The organism is Lysinibacillus sp. FJAT-14745 (assembly GCF_001275675.1).
GTDB lineage: Bacteria > Bacillota > Bacilli > Bacillales_A > Planococcaceae > Lysinibacillus.
Genome location: NZ_LITM01000002.1, coordinates 692984 through 713031 on the forward strand (window position 1 = coordinate 692984; position 20048 = coordinate 713031).

The following is a 20048-nucleotide window of genomic DNA, read 5'->3' on the forward strand; positions in this document are numbered from 1 at the left end:
CAGCAATGGATCGCCAGCCTTCCTAATTATATCAAGGCTTATTTGTCGATTTCAGTCTGCGAAGTTTGAGTTAATTAATGCAGATGACTATATTTATGGATGCGAACAAGAAAAATAAATAAGCTAAACAAAAAATACTATTCCTAGTGCCCTGCTGCAATGCGTTGTTGTTTAGCAATAATCATCTTTAATAATGAAGACAGCAAGCATGCAACGACTAAAAATACAGCAATCATTGCAATAACGCCTCCCCAGCCGTAATGCAGCCAGAATATCCCTCCTACCGTTCCTCCAACACTCGAACCAAAATAATAGAAAAATAAATAGAGAGAAGATGCTTGTGCTTTATCATGAGTGGCTCGTTTACTTACCCAGCCACTGGCAATCGAGTGCGCTGCAAAAAAGCCAAATGTAAAGATTGTAATCCCTAAAATTTTCAAACTAAGTAGCCCATTTAATGTAAATATCGCCCCTATAAGCATGATCGCAATGGACAATAACAGCATCTTTTGACGGCCATATTGATCGGCAAGACTACCGAACCAAGCAGAGCTAAATGTACCTACTAAGTAAATAACAAAAATCCAACCAACAATCGTAGCACTTAAATTATAAGGTGGCGCCATCAATTTAAAGCCAATGTAGTTATAAAGAGTCACAAAGCTTCCCATTAATACAAAGCTAATACCAAAAAGACAAAGCATAGATGGGTCCTTTAAATGTTGAACAAGAGATGTCGTCAATGATTTTATCTGCAATGGTCGTGCTGTAAAATGCTTGGAGTTAGGTAGCATCCAGATAAATAACACACTAATCATAAGACTGATAACACCCAGTACAATCATCCCCACTTGCCAATTGTAAAGATCTGTTAATGTCCCTATAATCACTCGTCCACTAAGTCCACCTACCGAATTACCACTTATGTATAAGCCCATTGCAATACCTAAACTAGATGGATCCATTTCCTCTCCTATATAAGCCATCGCAATTGCTGGCAATCCTGCAAAAACGACTCCCTGTATAACACGTAATACTAATATCGTTTCAAAATTAGGAGAAAAGGCAAGTGCAAGCGTAATAATAGATGCCGAAAAAATAGAAATCGTCATCAAAGATTTCCTGCCCCATGCCTCTGACAATGAGCCAACAATAATCATACTGATGGATAACGAAAAGGTTGTCACAGAAAGCGTTAAACTCGCAACTGCCGGTGATACATGAAACTCTTTCGCAAACGTTGGTAATAATGGCTGTGATACATATAAGTTAGCGAAAGTGATAAAACCTGCTAAAAATAAAGCCCAGTTTGCTTTACGAAACGACTTTGTCCCCTTTTGAATGTAATCCATTTCTCTCTCTCCTGACGTTCTTCCAAATCTACTATTATTCTAATACAACGATCTTCAAAACACACGATAGTTTGTCAAAAAATAGACAAATTTGCCACCGTGACATCCGCTGGAGGCTTTAGGCCAACACGAGGTTGGTCACTCAGTTGCCACAGGACGTGGCGTTATTAGACTGAGTCCCTCTATTTCAGCGGATGTTTGGACAACCGCTGAAAGAATTTAAATCATTGCCATAACGTGTTGTTGATTTCCGTTCCGACTGGGCGCTTTGCCGCTGACGCGCAGTTAAAACATTGTTGCTGTCGCTTCGCTTTCGCACAGAGCAAAGCTTCCTGGGGGCGTCGGGGCAACAAATGTTTTCTGTGCGAAAGCGTAGTGCAACGTAGCGGCTGCGACAGATGGTTTTTGTGCGAAGCGTAGTGCAAACGTAGCGGCTGCGATAGGATGTTGGTCACGAAGGCGTTATCACAGGACGTGATGCTTTTAACCTTCGTTCCTCTATTGCCGATCCCCAAGGAGTCGCCCTGTCTCCACTCCAATCAACCTATATGGCATACGTTTTAACAAATGTCATCCACAACATTTGGTGATGAGCCCACTATTTTTAGTGTTGAGTGCATTATTCTATTTGATAATCTTCCCGTGATTGCAATTACATATCTTCAAATAAATTTCTATTTTGAGTTAACAAATATTGTGTTACAGTGAAAGTAATCATCTAGCAAACATTGGCAATTTGAGCTCCGATGACTAAACTATTTTCATTGTACAGACTTGGAGGGATTTTTTATGAAAATTATTGAAGCTTTATCGATTTCAGCACCCTATATCCATCTCGCATTAAAGGAAGAAGCAATCGTGGCTGTCGTTGAGAAGGAAAGTGAAACAGTTGTAAAATATTTAGCTGGCAAACGTGTAGATTCAGGCTATCAAGATGGACAAAAAGTAAATGCTAATGACCAAAATGTTTTCATTGCCTTTAATGGAAAAAACGCAGATGTCGTTATACCAAAGGATGTATACGGAGTTGCCATCAATGCTTTTTCATTTCCAATCCGTGAAAATGGTAAAGTCGTAGGTGCTCTAGCATTTGGACTGCCAATCGACAATGAGCTTAAACTCGAGGACTTTATGGGTACAATGGATAGCATTGTAAACAGCCTACAAGACAAAGTACATACTATTGCCTCACATTCAGAGGAATTAGCAGCAACAAGTGAGGAAATTAACAAACAAGCACAGCACGCCCTTGAAGATTCGGAGAAAACAAATGAAGTAACAGATTTAATAAAAAACATTTCTCGCCAAACAAATTTACTCGGCTTAAATGCATCTATTGAGGCGGCTCGTGCGGGTCAGCATGGCGCTGGCTTTAACATCGTAGCGCAGGAAGTTAGAAAGCTCTCTTTTGAAACATCAAGCGCCACTGAAAATATTGAAGCATCCTTACGAAATATAAATAGAAACCTTGATAACCTTAAGCAAAATATGGGGCAAATCAATGACGCAACAAACGAACAGGCTCAACTCGTTCAAGATTTTAGTGAAATTATTGAGGAGTTATCAGTTCTAAGTCGTGAAATGAAGGGCTTTATGCATGATGCCTTAAAATAATAAAGAGGTGAAGAATATTGCAAATTACAATTAATCCGGAATTATCTTTACGTCCTGTCGTATTAGAAGATGCTAATGCTCTCTTTGCTTTAACAGATGCATCACGAGCATATTTACGTGAATGGTTGCCGTGGTTGGATTTTACGAAAGAAGTAGCCGATACAACGGCGTATATTGAAGGCTGTATAAAAGGATACGAAGCTAAAAGCAGCCTCTCTCTTGCCATCATTTTTCGCAATGAAATAGTAGGCATTGCTGGTTTTAATACTATCAATCATAGCAATAAAATTGCTGCTATTGGCTACTGGCTCAGTGAGGGAGTTCAAGGGCATGGTATTATGACAAAGACCGTACAGGCATTATTACAATATGCGTTTGAGGATTTACAGCTCAACAAGGTCGAAATTCGTGCTGCTGAGGGCAACGAAAAGAGCCGTGCCATCCCCGAGCGCCTAGGCTTTACAAAAGAAGGAACGATTCGTGCAGCAGAGTGGCTATATGATCATTATGTAGACCATGTTGCTTACGGTATGCTCGCTAGTGAGTGGAAACAAATTAAGGAAAAATAAAAATAGTAGCCGCCCGATATCAGGCGGCTACTATTTTTATTTTTGTTCAACTGCTTCTTTTATCTCGTCTTGCGTTTCATTAGCTATAGCTGATGCTTGCTTTCCTAAGCCTACTGCTATTTGCTCTAGCTCAGGACGCAATGTATGCTTACCTGCATAGCTTTCAATTAGTTCCTTCACGTCAATCCCCGAAGTCTCCTTCAACGATTCCTGTAATGTCGACATTAAATTTGTTGCATAGGCCGTTACTTTGTTAGCACCGCCTCCGCCTTCCCCACCGCCAGTATCGACAACTGTAATCTTATCGATATTGCCAAGTGGACTCGCAAGCTCTTTCGCATATTCTGGCATCATACGTACAATCATATCAAGGACAGCTGCTTGACCATAGTATTCGAAGGCTTCCGCAATTTTACGTTTTGCCTCGGCCTCTGCAAGACCTCGAAGACGAATAATATCCGCATCTGTTTCCCCTTTTGCACGCTCAGCATCCGCTTTCGCAAGACCGTCCAAACGAATTTTCTCTGCTTCTGCTTGTGCCAATGATTCGATACGGTATTTCTCCGCATCTGCCTGCGCTAGTTCACGCATTTTGGCAGCCACTGCATTTTGCTCGACAGCGTAACGATCAGCATCAGCCTTTTTCTTAACTTCTGAATCGTATTGCTTCTCACGACGTAAAATCTCTTTTTCTTCTAACTCAATTTGCTTTTGACGTTCGATAATGCGAATTTGCATTTCCTGTTCTGTTACTTCCTGCTTTGCACGTGCAGTTTCTAGCTCATACGCTTGGTCTGCACGAGCTTTTGCAATATCCTGCTCACGGCGATATTCAGCTACTTTTAATTGATTTTCTTTTTCCGCTTCTGCAATTTCTGTTGCACGTTCAAGCTCTGCCTTTTGTGCTTCTTTCGATGCTTCAGCACGCTTAATACGTGTTTCCTTTTCAGCATCTGCAGTAGCAATATCCGCATCACGTTTAACCTGTGCAATACGTGGCTTACCAAGCGATTCTAAGTAGCCATTTTTATCGCGTACATCTTTAATCGTAAAGGATACGATTGTTAGCCCCATCTTCGCCAAGTCCTGAGATGCAACACGTTGGACTTCCTGAGAGAATTTATCACGGTTTTTATAAATTTCCTCAACCGTCATTGAACCTAAGATCGAACGTAAATGACCTTCTAACACTTCACGCGCCTCATTTTCACGCTCTTCCTTTTGCTTCCCTAAAAATTGCTCCGCTGCCGTTGCAATTTCAGAAATGGAACCACCAATTTTAATGATAGCTGTTCCATCGGCCATAACAGGTACGCCTTGTTCTGTATACACTTCAGGTGTTGTCACATCAAGCTTACTTGACAATAAGCTTAATGGATGTGCCTGCTGGAAAATCGGGAATACAAATGTACCGCCACCACGTATAATTTTTATACGATTTCCTGACTCATCTTTATGTACATTTTTTGAGCCAAGATAGCTACCTGTCACAATCAGTGCTTCATCAGGACCCGCTGTACGATACTTAGTCACATACAGTCCAACTAGTGCGATTAAAACAAATGCTACAATCCCTATAACAATTAAAATTTCCGTTGACATATAAATATCGCTCCTTTATAAAAATTTCTTATCATAAGATCTCACAAACAGTGTTCCTTCCTTCACTTCTACAACAAGTACCGTCGTATCATAATCGATAGCCTCATTGTCAAATCCTGTTGCTCGCTTCGATATCATACCGCTAGTCGTTTCGATAACTACCTCTCCAAAACCGTCTGTCGGGATTGGAACAATAACCTTTCCTAGCTGGCCACCAAGTGATTCTTCCGTATAAGCTAACGAAACATCGGCCGATCGTAGCGGAACAAGAACAAATAAATAAAATAGTGCACTTAAAATAGCTCCGATAATACAAGCAGCAACAATGTTCCAAACGCTAGGGAAGAAGGCTAGTTTTTCTAAAATAAACCCAGTTGCTGACATCAACGTAATGAAAGATAGAATGACACTTGGATTAAAAATCGGTAGCCCCTCTCCAATGCCCTCGACAGCATCACTAAAAAACGTAAATAAAAGAGTTGCAAGGCCCCCAAATATTAATCCCACTAAAAAGATTTGCTCGAGTGAATAGCCAAATAGCGTCAAGTTGTTCACCCCTTTTCATTGTATTACCTACTATACGGATGTTGACTCTAAAAGGTTTCGTAATTTTTTATATTTTCTTAATTTTCGAATGATAGATTTTAGAATAGTTATCTTCTTAAAGTATTATTAACCATGTTAAAACAAAAGAAATAATGGTACCTTGCACTTGATTTACTGCGTGATTATCGTCAATCAAAGAGAGAACAGCCTGCGGAAAAAGCAAAGCAATAAATACGGCCCATCACCAAAAGTTGGGATGCAATTTGATACAATAATATTAGTTGACTGGAGTAGAGACTGGGCGACTCCTTGGGAATCAGCAATAGAGGAACGAAGCGAAGTGGCTCATCCGACACCTCCTAGAAAGCGCTCAGTCGGAACGGAAATCAACCACACGTTATTCTAGGAAAACAAAAAGCATGTCACCGATTGAGAGGAAGCCCCAATCGGCAGACATGCTTTTCTTAAGATTCTAGTACATTTAATGTGGATTGAATGCATGCAACATCTAAAAATACCTATAAACATTGATATATCAATACATCTGTGAATTTCATGTAATTTTAAACTATGCAATATAAAGCATATAAAAGTATGATTTTGGGGCGAAATGAGGCCAAATTGGGGCTAATAAAATACGGCGAGCGTGTGTACAGGAATGCGTGAGTAAGAAAGATCGAGGCTAATTGCTTCGGTCTTTTTTGTTGATCAATTATAAGAATAGCTTACTTGCCCAATGCATTTTTAATAACTTAAAAGCCCTCCACAGTTTGACTGTGGAAGGCAAATTCTCAAGCGTTAGGTATTTTAAAAAGCACATCGACTTTAAAATGTACTTAAACTTACACTTTTCCACTCTAACAACTCTTTGAAATCTTGAATAACTTTAATATCCCCTGGATCATCGCTCCATTTTAAAAATAGCAGTTTGGCAGTCTTATTTCCACTGTGATAAGTGCTTTTTACAACAGCATACTTAGTTTTATAATCATTTAATAACATATCCCCTTTAACCCTTACACATTGGCAAAATTCAAAACTTTCAGCAGCAGTTATATTATTTTCATCAGCAGCATCGATTTCTTCCTGCCAATAATCCCTAACATGTTTAATTTGGTCTAAATCAGCCTCTAATAACTCATCTGGAACATCAATTTCAAATACTACAAAATCCTCATTCTTTTCTGAACAAGCAGCTATATTCCCGAACTCTAAACCCCATATAAAATTCCCTAGATATACATAGCCATCTGTAGTGTTTGAATCAATTTCTTTCCCTTTATACTCAAACTTACTTATATTTTCATAATTTTTAGGAACTCCACTTCCACGTAACCTCATCTCATTATGAATTTTTTTTGCTTTACTTAAAGATGTACCATGAAACAATTTCATTTTTATTCCTCCATTCCATCTACTAAAATTCAACGAAATGTTAAAACATCCTTCTTTTCCCTGGAATTAAAATAATGCTAGCTTATGTTGCATCGTTCCCACTAATCTCCTGAAGATTTAAATAAAAATAACACCTGCCGTAGCAAGTGCTTTGTAAAACATCACCATAACATTGTAGACATCTTTCACCGCTAAATTTCCGGTGTGAAATCTTGTGGCTCAACATTCAGCCGCCCAAATACATCTGCTCAAATTTGGAGACACTTCAAATTTTACTATTCCTCATTTTTTGGAAACCCCTCAAACACTCAAAACTTCTGATTCACTTTTTATTACCGTATCATACAATTCTTGTGCGTGAATGTTAATGGTTTTTACTTCATCTTCCATTCTTTTAAACAATGGATAGAAAGCCATATCAATTAAACGCACCGTATCTTGAATTTCTTGAATAGACATGTATGCCATGCCACGATCCTCATGCCGTCGATTTTCAGTGATTTCATCAATTCTATTCATTAAATTAGCTACCGCCTGTTGTACAACTCGTAAATCAATCATTTGTACAGATAATCCCGAAGCATCGTTACTATTTTCGAGTACTACTTTTTCTAATAAGTGTTGTGTTTGTTGCTGCATGTTTTCATTCCCCTTTATCGTCTATGTTTTATTTAGTTGCGACTGCATTCAAAAGTAATTGTTTGTTACGATCAGACATTACACGCCATTCTTTAACCGTTACTTTCATTTGCATTCACTTCCTTTCTTATTAAAATACTTCTGTTGGTCCATTACGTTCTGATAGCCAATTGTAGAAAGGTACTGGACGTACATTTACAGGCTTTTTCTTCATATATGATGTGTTTGTTGTTGGATGCTTACCTATGCGCTGTACTGCTTTGTTGTGAGCCCCTACGAATACTGCACGTAATGTCTTTGTAACTGTCAGAACCCCTTCTTTAATATCGTTAGCCATTTTAAAAATGATGTTCTTGGCCAATATGAATTCCTGAATGTTACTTACATTGGATCCTAGTACCACTTTATGCAGCTCGTCTTTGAAAATGTCCGAAAGTGGAAGTGAATGCATAAAATCGTAAAGCATTTGCTGGTACTCATTCATGTACTCTTTGCTTCCCTCTATTTCAGTATGTGCACTGCTATAAACGGCTTGTAATGAAATGGCATCACTTTGTATCACCTCTTGTTCAGAAGGCTTGTCAGAGCTACCACATGGTTCTGATTGACACGGCAAAATAATATAAATGTTTGCTCCACTGCCTCCCTTTACCTTAGTAGTTTTCTGTTTCTTGATTATCCCTAGTGATTCCAATTTTGAAATAGCACGGTAAACTGTCTTTGTGCTGATCTCCAATGCTGCAGCAATTGTTGCAGCTTTCAAATGACATGCTCCTGGATAATTAAGAGCATGTGAAGCGAGTTTATAAACAATGGCACGCTCTGATTCAGTTAGGTCATAGTAATGTTGCTGGATATGCTGTTCAACGTACTGATCCATTTCTTGTACTGAATTGAATGTTTCATATTGTGATAAATATTCAAACGCTACCATTGTTCTCACCTCACTTTCTATCACCGGTATACCTCTACTTAAATACCTTACGTAAATTTTCACGCATCTGTTTTACTTCTAATTCTGTAAGTAGACGATGATATCTCATAATCCACTTCAACCGATTCTGATACTTCCGGACATCCTTAATTGCATCGTGTTGTTTCATCTTCGAATTAATGTACTTCTGGCGTTGTTGAATGGTTTTCGATTGAGCTTTAATACACAATGTCACACCCCCTTTCTGCAGCATATCGGCTATTTCTTGTCCATTCACCGACTAACCTTTGATGGTTAAATCCACATTGCTTTTTTATCACGATTAACTCTACAAGGTTAATATATCACTTTAAAAAGTTAATGTAAAGTTAAATTTTAACCTTACAAGGTCACTTTTTTATTTTTATTAAAACTATTTATCATCAAAAGTGTTATAATTAACCTTAGAAAGGGGTTTTTAAATGGTTATAAAATCAAATTTAAGAATTTTAATGGCTGAACATCGTATTGATGGAATTTCAGAATTAATGGAGAAGTCGGGGCTTAGTAGAAATGCTATTAATCGGTTATACAAGGGAACTGATGAAGAAATGAAATCAACAAATTTAAAAACGCTTATCACACTATGCGAGGTTTTTGATTGTAAGCTATCTGATCTATTGGAATTCACCCCTGATTCTAAAGAGTAAACGAAAAAACACTCTCGGCTTTTGCAGCTGAAAGTGTTTTTATTTTGTTTTAAATTTATTATGCACAGGAATTTAAGAAATGTTATTAAAAAAATTATCAAAACGTTTTTTTACCTATCAATTCTTTTGTATAATCAATTAAATTATCATAATGAAATATTCTAGCAAGTGATTCATTTCTTCTCACTTCATATGTTTTCCGTGGATTTACCTCATAGTGTTTTCTTCTACCAGCTATTACAACATAATGCCTTCTACCCTCATCATTTTCTAAAAACTCCTCTGGTAATGCTACACCAGGCTTGGTAGCTCTTCTAAACTCATTTGACAAATAACTAAAATTTCTATTCAAAGCACTTTTCCAATCTCTAACTTGATTTAACCCTTTTCTGTATGATTCTGCATAATGACAGTTAGCCATAAAGGAAGGGTTTGAAGGATCTTCTAACTCTATAAAAACAAACTCATATCCTCCTGATCCTTTACCAACCAGTAAATAATCTACTACATGTCCGCCAATATTAAATTCTTTGAAAAGAAATGCTCCATGATGGCCAAAGTTATAAAATTTGAAAAGAGAGGCGATTAACAGATAATATTCGTTGTTGTTGATGAAGTTTAACATTTCCCTCTCTCCAGGATTTGAACTTAATAATACCTGGTACTCATTGCAAATATCGTTTATTTTTCCGATATCGCCTAATTCCACTATATCTAAATAGTTATTAGGAAAAAGATGTTTATAATGTCGTGCTGCTTTAGGATACTCTCTAAATTTATTGGATCTACGAAGCCTACCTTTATTTTCTGTTTTTTTAACTTCCTCATATAAATTCATCTCTTCTTCACTTAAAACTGTATAATCCTTATTCTTATATAGTTTCAAAAAGAACACCTCTTTCAATGTTTAGTTTCATTTATTCTCTAATTATTATTTTCACTTTTATCATACTTCGAATAAAAAGCCACACCTAGTTAGATGTGACTCAAATACTTGTTAGTTATCAAAAGTGTCTTGTGTTGGAAAATCTTCATGTCCAGCATACATTGCATAACCTGCGTAGTTAGCATATCTAGCATAACCTGCCCTTTTTGCATAAGGACTAAATCCTGAACGTTTTATTCTTTTCTTACTCTTATGGGTAATCAATCTGTTATTACTCATAATCTCACCTAAGTAATGACCATTTCTATCATATACTTCTGTTCCATAAAATCTGCCGACATGTTTACCTTTGTATGTCCATAAGTCCGAGCCATCTTTATAACCGAAAAATTTACCTTTCCATGTCCATAACCATTCCATACCAACACCTCCTGTCCACACTAATCATAAACTGGAAATCATTAACTGTGTAATAGGATTTTGACATAATAAAAAGCAACCACATTTCTGCAGTTGCTTAATTATATATATTAATTATAAAGAGCATGTTTTAAAAGATTAAAAGAAAAAATGATTAAGATTCAAAATTTACGGTATCACGCTTACTCCCCCAATGGATTTCAGCATTTCAACGGTAGGACATTACAGTGGGACATATAATAATACTGCAGGTAGATAGCTAATACCTTGCCTGACGATGTGCCAGCGCATATTGCACTTGAAATTAAATCAGGTATCGAGAATCTAAAGGTAATGTCCAAAACTGCTTCTGCGCAAGCTATTAAAAAGGAAAAGGATATGTATGATATTGCCGATGAAATCCGTGAATTGAAGGATTTATTAGATGATGGATTAATCACCGAAAAAGAATTTGACGCGAAGAAAAAACAATTATTAGGGATATAAAAGGGGAATTAAAAAATGAGTGGGCTTTTTTATTATCAAAAATACAAGGTTTTTATCATGGTAAATAAGTCCCTTATTGTTTAAAGTTGTTTCTGTAGGTTTTTTTAAGTAATTACCTTATATAATTTTAAGGAGGATACAAAAGTGATAAAGTTATTGAAAAAAGGTTTTATTTTCCTGTCATTAATGCTATTCGTAATAATTAGTATTAATGTTAAGAGTGCTTCTGCAGTAGAAATTGATTATGAGGAAGGTGTTATTAATTTTAATAACACTCCTGAAAATAGTGCAGTAGTTGGGAATAGTTTAAAAAAACCTGAAAAAGGTTGGAAGAGATATGACGATAACCATGAAAAATTAATTTATGAAAAAGATACGTGGGTAAGATATACAGGAAATTCTGATGATTACAAAAAAGGAAGCATGGGTGCTAAGAAAAAGGTAACTGCTAAAATGGAGTTTTGGTTTTTAGGTAGTAAAATTAATATTATTACATACAGAGCTCCAACGTACACAAAAGATGCTGTAGTTAAAATAGACGGGATTGATCAGGGTTATCTTCAGAGTTACGGCTCTACTCAAGCTCAAACTGTAGCCTTTAAAAAAGAAGGTTTACCATTTGGTATCCATAAAGTTGAAGTGATAATAACAAATACTCCTTCTAATGTAGACACATTTACGCTTAGATTAGATGCTATTGATATTGATATAGATGGTAGTCTTGTAGATGAGGAAGCTTTGAATAATTCAATTGCTTTAGACAAAAACTCTCTAGAACTTCTAGAAGGTAGCCAAGATAAATTAAAAGCAACTGTAACTCCTGATACTGCAAAAGTAATATGGACATCTAGCGACGAATCAATTGCTATTGTAGATCAGAATGGAAATGTAACTGCCATTAAAGAAGGTATAGTTACTATTACAGCACAGGCTGAAAGTACCAATTTAAAGGCTAACTGTGTTGTTACTGTCAAGAAAAAAAATACAACTTCCCAATCCATAACAATAGACAAGAATTTTTTAGAACTTTTGGAAGGTAGCCAAGATAAGCTAATAGCAACTGTTATACCTGAAAATTCTAATGTGATATGGTCCTCTAATGATGAAGCCATTGCCACTGTTGACAAAGATGGTAATGTAACTGCCATTCGTGAAGGTGAAGCAATCATTACAGCAAAGATAGAAAACACAGATATTACAGCAACAAGTACAGTTATTGTAAAAAAATTAAACAATGAACAATCAAGTGCTATTCTAAGTATCACTTTGGTGAATGGTATTACTAAAGAATATGATGTTACTAATAAAGTATTAAATGACTATTTGAAATGGTTTGATAGTGCTCAAGGTACATCAACATTCAAATTTTCAAAAACAATTTCACCTTATAAAAAAGTTACAGAATATATCGTACATGATAAAATTGCTTCATTTGAAGTAAGAGAATATTAAACACAAAAAGCCCAGGCTCAAAATTAATTGAGTACCTGGGCCTGTCTGTGAATGAGACATTTATAGATTAACATTTCATACTATACAATTCCTGAAATCGTTGAATTTCTTTGTTCCATTTGTTCAAACATTGGTCATCTCTCCACAATTATTTTTCACAGTTGGAATATAATATATCCTCACCGCACAGAATAGTTTTTAACTGAATAAAAAGGTGGTGAGAATATGAAAGTTGAATTAAAGCTCACTTGTTCTGAATTACTTTTGGTTTTCTTTGTATTCGAAAAAATCTTCTTTTAGTTAAGAAGGGGACAATGCTAAAAGAAAAGGCATTGTCATACGGTTTAATTAACAAAATACATAAAAGCATTTTTCTTTAATTACAAACACCATGTAATAAAAAGCCACACCTTGTTAGATGTGACTGAGTTAAATATTTTAAAGGTTTCTTCTTAATAATTCTTCAGTAGCTTTAGTAATTACTTCTTGTAAAGAATGACTACTCGATGGCTTTGTTTTTGTAAATGTTAGATCATGAATAATTTCTTCATTCAAACTTATCACTTCTTGATACTTTTTTTTACCTGCATGATATTTTATAGTTACCTTTATCATCCCGTTGCGTTCTACAGCAAAAGCGTTTGTAGATACAACTTTAGATATCGATTGTCCAGGTGCTATGAAAGTATCACTGATATTATTAAATATTTCCTTATTTCTCACTGAATCATAATAACTAGGTTCAAAAAGGACTGAATCAATAATTGCCCCACTCTTACCAAAATTTTTTATAACAAGATATTCATGTATAGAAGATAGAACTTGTATATAATCTCTATAAACAACCACATATGGTCTATTCGCTTCTTCAATAGAACGTTTTGTTTGATTTAAAGCAAATACAGAAATAATAATTGCCACCAAGGGAGCAAACAGACCTAGTATTTGTGCATTCTCATTTATTATCTCCAAAATATTACCCATACATACACCTCCTGTGGTTTTTACTATATTTGCAATCGTTTTCTCATTTATTAGCTACCCTATATTAAATAGAAAAAGCCACACCTTGTTAAATGTGACTTAAATAATTTAATATTGCTTTCCTTTCCATCCTGCATCCATTACTTGAATTTTTACTTCTTCAAAATTCCCGATATTAGATCTATCTAAATAAACATTACATTGATTATTTTCATAATTCCACTCAACTTTCATGACCAGAAACTCTTTTCCAAATCCTGAATCATAAACATAATCATTAACTCTTGGTATAAAATCAGATTCAAATGATTTATATAGCGAAAAATTCTTGCTTTCATCGAAACTATCAAATGTATAATTCTCACTAAATTTTATTATCAAGTTTATTAACATTAAAAACACCTCCCATCTACCTATATCATAGGATAAATGGAATGGATTGTCATTATAAAAAGAGACTACCAATTTAGAAGTCAAAATTGGTTGTTTGCGAAACACACGTACATTTACCTGATAAATAAAAAACACCTACCGAAGTAAGTGTTTAAAATAGAATTAAATTTCGTATCGATATACTGTTGGTTCAAGATCCGAATAGATTAATTTTCCGTCCAATAAGTTATAAAGTTTGTATCCTACTTCATTTAGATGAGCATACATTTCTTTTGAAATCTCAATCTCTAATCCTACTGAATTGTCTTGGATTACAAATGACGACATATCTCCAAAGTAGAAAACTGCACTGGCTTCATTAGTTCCTTTCACTGCATCCACACAATGTAATGGATAACCAAAGAATGTATACTTTGCCCCTGCTTCTGAATTTTCTAATGTCTTCAGTGCGGCTTCTCCGTTCGGTAATGTAATAGTTTCAGCCAATTCTAACCCTGCATCATTAACAAACCAGCGCGCATTGTTTCGTACTGCTGTTGAAGGTTTTTTTGATAAGTCTCGTAAAGCTTTATTTTTATCAGTGCCTTCACTTGTAAAAACAACAGCTCGATTATACAAAGATCCTTCGTTATATGCTGCACCGGTACCGTTAAACATAAAATCAATTTCCTTCTTCACATATTCTTTCTTCATGACGTTTAAAATTAAATCTGCAACATTCACATTCATTTTTAATAAACGCTTTTTAATTCGAGATAACGAGTCAAATTCAACTGGATTTAATATCTCTGCATTCAAGCCAATCGAATTGACGGGAATTGTTTCTGTACGTTCAATTGCATTTACATGTACTTGCACATCCGAGCTTTCTATTAAAACTGGATACTGTAATTGCTCGTCTAAAGGTACAACTGTACCAAATTTACGTAGTAAGTTTTCCTGTTCTGTGTAGCCGATAATTTCATTTGCAATAACTGTAGGAACTAAAACTTTTCCGTTATTAAAATCAATTCCTAGTGATCGAAGTTCATCTGAAAGAATTTTCCCTGCTAAATAGTTACCAAATTTTTTGCGTGTTTCATTATTTTGTTGTACCATTTTTCTCATTAGATAATTTCCTCCTGTGTATTCCATATTTTCTGCACTTCGTGTCAAACTAACTTCCGTATCTTCATAGGCTGGTATTGTTACAATCGATACTTCAAATAGTTCTACTTCATGGATTGTTCGTAATGAAGGAACTACTGAGTGATCCCAAGACTCGTCCACAATTCTAAACCCAAAAGAACATTGTGAAATGTCACCGCGCTCCATTAATGCAATTAAATCTGTTCCATCTGTTGTGTTAGGGAGATCCACTTCAAATTTCAATCCATGCTGATCTTCTTCTAACTTCAATGTTCCTGATTTCGTGCGGCCTAAAATTTTCTCCCAGTTATGATTCATCAAGCAGCACACGTCATTTCCTGTAGTTAATGCCCGTTTAAACGCTCCTGGCGCAATTACCTCTTTAAACATGTCTCCTATATCTGTAGGGGAATTAAATACAGCTGCATAACCTACCGCAACATTCCCATTTCCTTCTTTTTTAGAGCGAGTTGTAATTTGTACATTTTTCATTGCTCGTCTTTCATTTACTTTCATATAAACACCTACTTCTTATTTGATTATTTTTCAACTTGAATCGTTCTCTTTTGTACTGAACGATAGAAAGTTTTGCCCTTCGATTAAGTGTTAATAAATTGAATCGAAAATAATTAGCCACATTCAACTTCACCTCCTTTAAATACGTACTGTTGTAGTACTTTGTCACAATGGAGTACTGTGACAAGGTGTGACAAAATGGCACAGCCCCTCTAAGTAGGATGAACCCAAGGCTATACATGGTTTACTACCTTTTGTCTCACTAAAAATTTTTCAAAAATTCATTTTGAGGCGCACGTTTCCATGCTCATACGGTCTACCGTAAAATGGCCAAAATTATCATTTGATAGGGGGGCTATCACCCAAGTGTGACAAAAAATAAAAAACCCACCACACACCATTGCTGGAATGTAATGAGCTTCGTGAGCTTCTAATGTTATTTAGCTTTGTATCGATTGATTGCTTTACAGCGTGTGCATTGTACTTCTAAATCACAATGGATAAGTGCAGCACCAGCTTCATATTCACGCGATGCTTTTAATAATAACTTTCCGCACTTTGTGCATCGTAGTTCTTTCATAAGTTCACCTCATTATCTTTTAGTATTGAAAGAATCACGCGTGTGTTGCTCATTCGTTTGTTCATCACTCCAATAACGTTCACTAATTACTCGTATATTGTTTATGACAGCATTCCTTAAAGTCTCATAGTCTACCTTCTGAGACTGCTCAAAATAACGTATAAACAGTTCTTTATCTTTCACGCTAATTAGTTCACATATCTCCTTGAATCGCTTGTATTGAAGCCGTATGCGTTCTAAACGTTTCTTATACGCTACCTTCTCGTCAATTATCATCAATGCAAGTGTATCCGACCTACTAGAAAGAGTTTGTTCGTTATCATACATAGACACGCCATAACTAAATTCATACAGCTGAGCAAAGTGTGCTGCTTGTCTTTTCTCCAAATAGTTTGCTAGTTTATTGGCCTGGGCATCCATCCACAATGAATACATATACTTCCTTACTTTATGTTCTAGTTCTGAAACAAAAGTATCTGAATCACTTTCAATTGCATAAGGTGTGTTAGCTGTAATAAGTGCCAATTGTTCACCGAAAGCTTCTGAAATAATAGTTTGATTCATGCAGCACACCCACCTTTCAACTAAACCTAACCGGATAGTTTGTTTGAATTAAATATTCAATTTTCACACCTGTATCAAGATTTAAAAACAATGAAATCTTTATCATAGCTGTATCTCTAATCTTTGTGTAAGTCACTGAACTTATTGGTGGATCAAACTTTAAATTGTAGACGTGATAATCTGTCAAGTATTCACTATTAGCTGACAAATACCTCGCTTCAATTAGAAAGCGTTCTGGTGTTGGTAATCTCTCAATAGCTCGTTCAATCATTTGGTGAAAGGCAACATTATCATTATCTGAATTCTCTGCTGCTAATTTGGAAATTCGATATCGTGCCAATTCTTTTACAACAGCTTTACGAATTTTTACTTTCTCTGCTCTTGTTAAGTGTTTTAATAGTTCCATTGATATCATCCTCGCTTCTTACTTTTGATAACCTATATTTCAATCACTCCAATCAAAATTATCTGGATCATTTCCGTCTTGTATCCATCGTTGGAATGCTATTTCTTTATCTCTTGGATCATAATGCAGTTTCTGGTTTGGCTGAGTTGGCTTTTTATCAGTGTTCATTTTTATAGCCAGTTCCATAAATCTCTCACGAAGCTTTTTGGCCGATAGTACATTTGTTTTCCAAAATGAATCTTCTGTTACCCAATCCATGACTTGTTTAGCTTGGTGCTTATCAACTTGATCTATTTCAATAAGCTTTCGCATATCATCAGCCCAAGTTTGCATATTGGACTTTTTGATTAAATGAGATATTCCAGCTTCATTTGCAACCACAGAAACTTTCTCATGAAAGTAAATTGCCATTTTGAAATAGGTGTTATCCTCGTCATATTTTTTTTGACGAGTAGTATTTATATCTTTTATATCTTTTATATCTTTATTACATCCCTCATTTATGAGGGTTCTCTCCACCAAATTTGAGGGTTCTCTCTCCAAATCTGAGGGTTCTCTCCTATCAGAACCGTCATTTTTGAGGGTTCTATTTTTATAGAATTTCTTTGAGTTTTTCACTTTATAAATATTTCCATAGGGTGTTCGCTTTGTGGTTATATACCCGTGTTTTTTTAATGTTGAAATATTCCGTTCAACTTTCGCCAGACTGTAACCTAACGATTCGGACATTTCAATATTTTTAACAGGCCTACCGCCAAGAACAATGCCGATAGTTTCATCATTCTCAACAATTTCTTTTGTAACTTTAGATATTAACCACAAAAACTCCCATAAAGCAGAACCAATTTTTTCGACATGTTCTGGCTCGAGTAGACCCGTGAAAACTGGAAAAAAGAAATTATCAGACATCGTCACCACCACCTTGTCAATGCCTATGTTGCTTAAACTGTACAGGTGCTCTTTTATTCATCATTTTCTAATTCAAGCTGCAAAAATGCTTGTGTAGCTTGCTCATGAGTTATGAACCCTTGTTTAAGGGCAAACATTACTTTATTTATTTTTAGACTTTTTTCCGTTAAAACTGCTAGTTTGTTTCCTTGTGGGTCTAGCTTCACCCTAACTTGAGCACCTTCATAAATTGATGAACCACGATTCCATACCGGACTTGAATCGTGCCCAACAATTTTATCTAATATATCTTTAATAGTAATAGCCTTGTATTGGTCATCCTCTTTTACTTCGATATGATCACCTTCTACTAAGTCCATGTACGAAAAACGGCCATGTACTTTGTGCACTAAGGAAACAATATCCACTCCAAAATGCACAGTTATACGACCCATTAAATATTCTTCATTCATCTTTCTCACCACTTTTTTATGACTTATTCCTATAACACACGCCGCCAAGCTGTGTATTTTCACCACTCTGAAACAACAGCTTCAATAGCTTCTAGTACTGGTTTATAAAACCACCACCTCTTGCGATTCTTTCGAACTTCACAAGCTCTAACACGTGGGTCATGGAGCAACTCTTCAGTAATATGTCTTTCTGACATACAAAGCAATTCCGACATCTTCTTTAAGTCGATTAAGAAGAAAACCTCTCTTACTTCTTCATCAAGCCGCTTCTCTATGTATTGTCGAATGGCTTGTTTATCAAGATTTACTTCAATGTTCGCTGGTAACATCTCAATTCGCTCCTCTCATAATGACAATCAAATCATTAGGCGTACATTCAAAGTAATTACAAAGCAAAGTAATTGTTTTAATATCCATGCGAGTAGTTTTTTCATGATAGATACTAGCAATTGCATTTCTGGATATACCTATTGCTTCAGAAAGTTGCGTAATATTTATGTGTTTCTGAGCCATTAACAAACGTAAATTATTTTTCACCTATACCCCTCCTTTAATAGATATCATGACAACTAAACTATACATTTCATCATCAGCAAAGCAATATATTAAACAAAACGATAACTTTCCTTGTCATTTTTACTTTTAACGAATTCTACCATAGTAATTTTAAATACACAAGTTTAATTCGCGATTAGTTAAGTTAACTTGTCATTATGCTTAATTATTGATATATTTTCATTATGGAAGGTGGTATTAAAATGATTAGAAATCGTTTAGCTGCATTAATGGCAGAAAGAGGACTAAAAATAACACGTGTAGCAAAAGATACAGGAATATCGAGGAACACCATTACTTCAATAGCTCAAAATGATAGTGAAATGATGCGAATGGAGACAATTAATACTTTGTGCAAGTACCTTGGTGTTACACCATGTGAATTTTATGAGTATGAGCCCTTAGACATTGATTTTTTTGTTGAAATCAATTCCTGTATGTATTCTTTACAAGAACGTCCGACAGATAGTTTTATTACAGAAAACCATTTAAGTATTACAACTGCTGATATAGATGTAATAATGGATGTAAAAAGGAATCAACACACTCAAAGTTTTGACCTACTTGGCAAAACTATTAATAGTGTAGAACTTCTTTTGGACAATCCAGATATATTTGCTGCTAATATTCCTTTGACAATTGAATTTGATAATGAAAATGAAAAATATATATTTATTAACGAAATCTACAACAAAATAAGTGCATCTTTTCATCAAGACATCTACAAAAATCTTGAAAATAAATTAAATCACGAACTACAATCCTATTTAATAAAAAAAATTAACGAAGATACTCTTGATAACGACGACATTTTCCAAAAGAATCTTGAAAAAGGAATCCTGCAAAGCCTAAAAGTAAATCTTCAATCAGATGTATTTAAAAAATTTTAATAGATAGTTTTTCACTACCGTCGCATGAATTTTAACTGAAATTTCAGATTTATTCTCCCGCCTTTTTAGAGTAAAAACGAAGACATG

Annotated in this window: 25 protein-coding genes; 6 read left to right on the forward strand and 19 right to left on the reverse strand. The window is 35.4% G+C overall.

What is annotated here, in order from left to right; translation table 11 throughout:
• Positions 1–143 precede the first annotated feature (143 nt).
• The gene (locus AMS59_RS04765) at positions 144–1352 is read right to left on the reverse strand and encodes an MFS transporter (protein ID WP_053482603.1); all 1209 of its coding nucleotides are present in this window, start codon (positions 1350–1352) and stop codon (positions 144–146) included.
• Between the two features lie 789 nt (positions 1353–2141).
• Here AMS59_RS04765 and AMS59_RS04770 point away from each other — a divergent pair.
• Entirely contained in the window at positions 2142–2966 is an 825-nt protein-coding gene (locus AMS59_RS04770) for a methyl-accepting chemotaxis protein (RefSeq protein WP_053482604.1), read from the forward strand.
• Positions 2967–2983: 17 nt separating this feature from the next.
• Positions 2984–3535: a GNAT family N-acetyltransferase gene (locus AMS59_RS04775; RefSeq protein ID WP_053482605.1), complete on the forward strand. Its 552-nt coding sequence runs from the start codon at positions 2984–2986 to the stop codon at positions 3533–3535.
• A 36-nt stretch (positions 3536–3571) separates the two neighbouring features.
• Here the strand turns inward: AMS59_RS04775 and AMS59_RS04780 are convergent, their stop codons facing one another.
• From AMS59_RS04780 to AMS59_RS04805, 6 genes are all read right to left on the reverse strand, one after another.
• A complete protein-coding gene (locus AMS59_RS04780) occupies positions 3572–5137 on the reverse strand; it encodes a flotillin family protein (protein ID WP_053482606.1) in 1566 nt (521 codons plus the stop codon).
• A 15-nt stretch (positions 5138–5152) separates the two neighbouring features.
• Positions 5153–5683 carry an NfeD family protein gene (locus AMS59_RS04785; RefSeq protein ID WP_053482607.1) on the reverse strand — a complete coding sequence of 177 codons (531 nt, stop codon included), beginning with the start codon at positions 5681–5683 and terminating at the stop codon, positions 5153–5155.
• An 825-nt stretch (positions 5684–6508) separates the two neighbouring features.
• Positions 6509–7078 (reverse strand): hypothetical protein, encoded by a 570-nt coding sequence (locus AMS59_RS04790; protein WP_053482608.1) that lies wholly within the window; start codon positions 7076–7078, stop codon positions 6509–6511.
• A gap of 300 nt (positions 7079–7378) precedes the next feature.
• A complete protein-coding gene (locus tag AMS59_RS04795; RefSeq protein WP_053482609.1) occupies positions 7379–7717 on the reverse strand; it encodes a hypothetical protein in 339 nt (112 codons plus the stop codon).
• Between the two features lie 130 nt (positions 7718–7847).
• Positions 7848–8651 (reverse strand): helix-turn-helix domain-containing protein, encoded by an 804-nt coding sequence (locus AMS59_RS04800; protein ID WP_053482610.1) that lies wholly within the window; start codon positions 8649–8651, stop codon positions 7848–7850.
• Positions 8652–8685: 34 nt separating this feature from the next.
• Positions 8686–8880, reverse strand: a complete 195-nt coding sequence (locus AMS59_RS04805) for a hypothetical protein (protein WP_053482611.1) — start codon at positions 8878–8880, stop codon at positions 8686–8688.
• Between the two features lie 232 nt (positions 8881–9112).
• On the opposite strand from AMS59_RS04805, the gene AMS59_RS04810 reads away from it, so the two are divergent.
• Positions 9113–9340: a helix-turn-helix transcriptional regulator gene (locus tag AMS59_RS04810; RefSeq protein WP_053482612.1), complete on the forward strand. Its 228-nt coding sequence runs from the start codon at positions 9113–9115 to the stop codon at positions 9338–9340.
• Between the two features lie 97 nt (positions 9341–9437).
• Here the strand turns inward: AMS59_RS04810 and AMS59_RS04815 are convergent, their stop codons facing one another.
• Both AMS59_RS04815 and AMS59_RS04820 read right to left on the reverse strand, forming a co-directional pair.
• A complete protein-coding gene (locus AMS59_RS04815) occupies positions 9438–10226 on the reverse strand; it encodes a Shedu anti-phage system protein SduA domain-containing protein (protein WP_053482613.1) in 789 nt (262 codons plus the stop codon).
• Positions 10227–10337: 111 nt separating this feature from the next.
• Positions 10338–10646, reverse strand: coding sequence for a 4-fold beta flower protein (locus AMS59_RS04820; RefSeq protein WP_053482614.1), 309 nt, complete (start codon positions 10644–10646; stop codon positions 10338–10340).
• A 267-nt stretch (positions 10647–10913) separates the two neighbouring features.
• On the opposite strand from AMS59_RS04820, the gene AMS59_RS04825 reads away from it, so the two are divergent.
• Positions 10914–11132, forward strand: a complete 219-nt coding sequence (locus AMS59_RS04825) for an SHOCT domain-containing protein (protein WP_053482615.1) — start codon at positions 10914–10916, stop codon at positions 11130–11132.
• 144 nt (positions 11133–11276) lie between these two features.
• Positions 11277–12584 (forward strand): Ig-like domain-containing protein, encoded by a 1308-nt coding sequence (locus AMS59_RS04830; RefSeq protein ID WP_053482616.1) that lies wholly within the window; start codon positions 11277–11279, stop codon positions 12582–12584.
• A 438-nt stretch (positions 12585–13022) separates the two neighbouring features.
• Here AMS59_RS04830 and AMS59_RS04835 read toward each other — a convergent pair whose 3' ends face one another.
• From AMS59_RS04835 to AMS59_RS04875, 10 genes are all read right to left on the reverse strand, one after another.
• Positions 13023–13568, reverse strand: a complete 546-nt coding sequence (locus AMS59_RS04835) for a hypothetical protein (protein WP_053482617.1) — start codon at positions 13566–13568, stop codon at positions 13023–13025.
• Between the two features lie 108 nt (positions 13569–13676).
• Entirely contained in the window at positions 13677–13961 is a 285-nt protein-coding gene (locus tag AMS59_RS04840) for a hypothetical protein (protein WP_053482618.1), read from the reverse strand.
• Positions 13962–14123: 162 nt separating this feature from the next.
• A complete protein-coding gene (locus AMS59_RS26150; protein ID WP_082337381.1) occupies positions 14124–15605 on the reverse strand; it encodes an HK97 family phage prohead protease in 1482 nt (493 codons plus the stop codon).
• Between the two features lie 436 nt (positions 15606–16041).
• Entirely contained in the window at positions 16042–16185 is a 144-nt protein-coding gene (locus AMS59_RS24845) for a hypothetical protein (protein ID WP_156304556.1), read from the reverse strand.
• Positions 16186–16197: 12 nt separating this feature from the next.
• Positions 16198–16749, reverse strand: coding sequence for a hypothetical protein (locus AMS59_RS04850; protein WP_053482619.1), 552 nt, complete (start codon positions 16747–16749; stop codon positions 16198–16200).
• Between the two features lie 16 nt (positions 16750–16765).
• Positions 16766–17155 carry a hypothetical protein gene (locus tag AMS59_RS04855; RefSeq protein WP_053482620.1) on the reverse strand — a complete coding sequence of 130 codons (390 nt, stop codon included), beginning with the start codon at positions 17153–17155 and terminating at the stop codon, positions 16766–16768.
• Between the two features lie 39 nt (positions 17156–17194).
• Entirely contained in the window at positions 17195–18064 is an 870-nt protein-coding gene (locus AMS59_RS26155; RefSeq protein WP_234007680.1) for a hypothetical protein, read from the reverse strand.
• 53 nt (positions 18065–18117) lie between these two features.
• Positions 18118–18516, reverse strand: a complete 399-nt coding sequence (locus AMS59_RS04865) for a hypothetical protein (protein ID WP_053482621.1) — start codon at positions 18514–18516, stop codon at positions 18118–18120.
• 59 nt (positions 18517–18575) lie between these two features.
• Complete coding sequence (locus AMS59_RS04870) at positions 18576–18845, reverse strand: hypothetical protein (protein ID WP_053482622.1); 270 nt, start codon at positions 18843–18845, stop codon at positions 18576–18578.
• Position 18846: 1 nt separating this feature from the next.
• The gene (locus AMS59_RS04875) at positions 18847–19053 is read right to left on the reverse strand and encodes a helix-turn-helix transcriptional regulator (RefSeq protein ID WP_053482623.1); all 207 of its coding nucleotides are present in this window, start codon (positions 19051–19053) and stop codon (positions 18847–18849) included.
• Positions 19054–19274: 221 nt separating this feature from the next.
• On the opposite strand from AMS59_RS04875, the gene AMS59_RS24060 reads away from it, so the two are divergent.
• Positions 19275–19961, forward strand: a complete 687-nt coding sequence (locus tag AMS59_RS24060) for a helix-turn-helix transcriptional regulator (protein WP_082337382.1) — start codon at positions 19275–19277, stop codon at positions 19959–19961.
• Positions 19962–20048 lie beyond the last annotated feature (87 nt).